This is a genomic window from Agromyces albus, assembly GCF_004134825.1.
Classification (GTDB): Bacteria; Actinomycetota; Actinomycetes; order Actinomycetales; family Microbacteriaceae; genus Agromyces; species Agromyces albus.
The window spans coordinates 1-2,655 of record NZ_SDPN01000090.1 but is presented as its reverse complement, the minus strand read 5'-3'; the positions used below and the strand labels follow the sequence as shown (position 1 = coordinate 2,655).

The following is a 2,655-nucleotide window of genomic DNA, read 5'->3' as shown; positions in this document are numbered from 1 at the left end:
CGCTCCGGCGCCGCCGCCTGCCGCGGAACCCGCGCCGCCGCCCGAGCCCGTGCCCAACGCGCCGGCGCCGGTCGTCGAATGGGGGCCGGCCAATGATCTCGGCGCGACGACGGGTGCGAACGGCACGCCCGTGACCGACGGCAGCGGGATGCCCGTGAGCTACACCGTCGTCGAGGGCGACCACTTCTTCGATATCGCGCAGCGCTTCGAGCTGCCGCAGCAGCAGCTGCTGCGCATGAACCCGCAGATCCACGACTTCGGTGAGACCGTCTACATCGGCGACGTCATCAACCTCGACTGGACGAAGACGGGCTGACGGCGCCCGATCCCGATCGGCTCGTCACGCCACGAGATCGGGGTTTCAACCGCGAGGGCGGGCCACCGAGTCGCGCTCGATGAGCTCGCACCGGTACCGCTCATGAACCGCCGGGGGCGGATCCTCGTGCTCGAGCAAGCGCGCGACCTGGTCGATCGCCCATCGACCCATCTCGTAGTGGGGCAACGCGACGGTGGTCAGGCCCGGGAGCAGCGCAGCCGCCACGAGGTCGAGGTTGTCGACGCCGACCACCGAGAGATCGTCGGGCACCTGCACACCGCGCAGCGCCGCGACCTGGTAGAGGCCCATGGCCATCTGGTCGTTGAAGCAGAATGCCGCGGTCACGTCGGGATGCCGCTCGAACAGCTGCTCGGCGGCCTCGCGTCCGCCGACAGCCGTCGCGCCCTCGGGCGTGCTCACGATGATCGGCGAGTGCCCGTGTTCCTCCATCGCCGCACGGTACCCGGCGACCCGACCGTCCCGCCCGAGCCCTGACTCTGCGATCGTGAGGTGGGCGATGCGTTCGTGCCCGTGCTCGATGAGGTGGCGCGTGGCATCCGTGCCGATGGTGAACGAGTCGGGGACGATCCATGACGCGTCGATGCTCTCATCGTGCGTGTTCACGAGAACGGTGGGGATCGTACGCAGGGCAGTCGGTAAAGAGGACGGACGGTGAGACATGGTCGCGTACACGATCGCGTCGACCTGCTGCGCGAGCAACGACGCGAGCTGCCGCTGCTCGATGAGCCGGTCGCCACCTGAGTTCACAACGACGACCAGCCAGCCGCGATCGGATGCCGCCTCCTGGGCGCCGAGCACGATTCGCCCAGCGAACGGCGTCGTCGCGACTTCGTCGCTCACGAGGCCGATGATCCCCGTGCGCTTCGAACGCAATCCGCTGGCAAGCCGGTTCGGAGCGTAGCCGAGCTCAGCTGCGACATCGATGACCCGCTGTCGCGTTCGATCGTTCACCTTGCCCTGGCCGCTCAGGGCGTGCGACACCGTGGTGATCGACACCCCGGCAGCGGCCGCGACATCGGTGATCCCGACTCTCTTTCCGCTCATTGCTCACGCCCCCGCTACCATCCTGCACGACGTGGCCGGCATCTCCGGATTCGTGCGGTGGGGCGAGCGTTCAGGCGAAGAGCGCCTGGCCCACGAACTCGCCCTCGGTGATGCCGCCCGGCACCGCGAAGATCGCCGAGCCGACGTGCTTCAGGTACTCGTTGAGCCCGTCGGTGGCGAGGCTCCGCTGCACGTCGATGAACTGCTGCGGCGAGCGCTGGAACGAGAGGAAGAAGAGGCCCGCGTCGAGGCGGCCGAGCTCGTCGTTGCCGTCGACGAAGTTGTAGCCTCGGCGCAGCATCCGTGCTCCGCCGTTGCTCGAGTGGTGGGCGAGCCGAACGTGCGCGTTCACGTCGATGAGTGGCTTGTCGGCCGCGCCGGTCGCGTCGAAGTCGGGCTCGGTGAACTCGGTGCCGCCCGACAGCGGTGCACCCTCACCCTTCGAGCGACCTACGAGCATCTCCTGCTCGCCGAGCTGCACGCGGTCCCAGTTCTCGATGATCATGCGGATGCGGCGGGCGACGAGATACGAGCCGCCGGCGAGCCAGGCCGGTTCGTCGGATGCCGCGACCCACACCTGCTCGTCGAGGGTCTCGCCCTCTTCGGCCTTCACGTTCGCGGTGCCGTCCTTGAACCCGAAGAGGTTGCGCGGCGTCGCCTGCGCGGTCGACGTCGAGGACGTGCGGCCGAAGCCGAGCTGCGACCAGCGCAGGCTCGCGCGGCCGAAGGCGATGCGGCTGAGGTTGCGGATCGCGTGCACGGCGACCTGCGGATCGTCGGCGCACGCCTGGATGCAGAGGTCGCCGCCGCTGCGCTCGGGCTGCAGCGCGTCGCCCTGGAAGCGCGGCAGCGGTTCGAGCCCCGCGGGCCGGCGGGCAGCGAGGCCGAAGCGGTCGTTGCCGTCGGCGTCGGTGAACAGTCCCGGTCCGAACCCGAACGTGATCGTGAGTCCGCTCGCAGCGAGACCGAGCGCCTCACCCGTGTCGGCCGGCGGCGCGTAGTCGGAACCGCCGACGGCACCGCCCTCGGCGACCTCGAGCCCTTGGGTGAGGCGCGCTGCGGCATCCGTCCACTCCGTGAGCAGCTCGATGAGCCCGTCGCGATCGAGCGTCGAGCTCACGTCGAAGGCAGCGAAGTGCAACCGGTCTTGCGCAGGCGTGACGATGCCGGCCTGGTGATCGCCGAAGAAGGGGTAGGCGGATGCCGCGGCGCCGACCGCACCCGCAGCCGCGCCCGCGCCCGTCGCGGCGATCGCGACGCCCGCTCCCCCGGCC

General features: G+C 70.0%; 3 protein-coding genes. 1 reads left to right on the top strand and 2 read right to left on the bottom strand.

All coding sequences use genetic code 11. The features are described from left to right. A partial coding sequence (locus tag ESP51_RS20300; RefSeq protein WP_164990622.1) for a LysM peptidoglycan-binding domain-containing protein occupies positions 1-316 on the top strand: 316 nt, incomplete at its 5' end. 45 nt (positions 317-361) lie between these two features. On the opposite strand, the gene ESP51_RS20295 is transcribed toward ESP51_RS20300, so the two are convergent. Beyond that, on the bottom strand, positions 362-1,381 hold the full coding sequence (locus ESP51_RS20295) for a LacI family DNA-binding transcriptional regulator (protein ID WP_129522669.1): 1,020 nt from the start codon (positions 1,379-1,381) through the stop codon (positions 362-364). Between the two features lie 70 nt (positions 1,382-1,451). Further along, positions 1,452-2,655 (bottom strand): iron uptake transporter deferrochelatase/peroxidase subunit (gene efeB / locus ESP51_RS20290; protein WP_129522668.1); only part of this gene is annotated, 1,204 nt, incomplete at its 5' end.

What these genes read in the sequence shown, in the direction of transcription:
- ESP51_RS20295 (WP_129522669.1), bottom strand. Translation starts at nt 1,381, where the DNA reads ATGAGCGGAAAGAGAGTCGGGATCACCGATGTCGCGGCCGCTGCCGGG.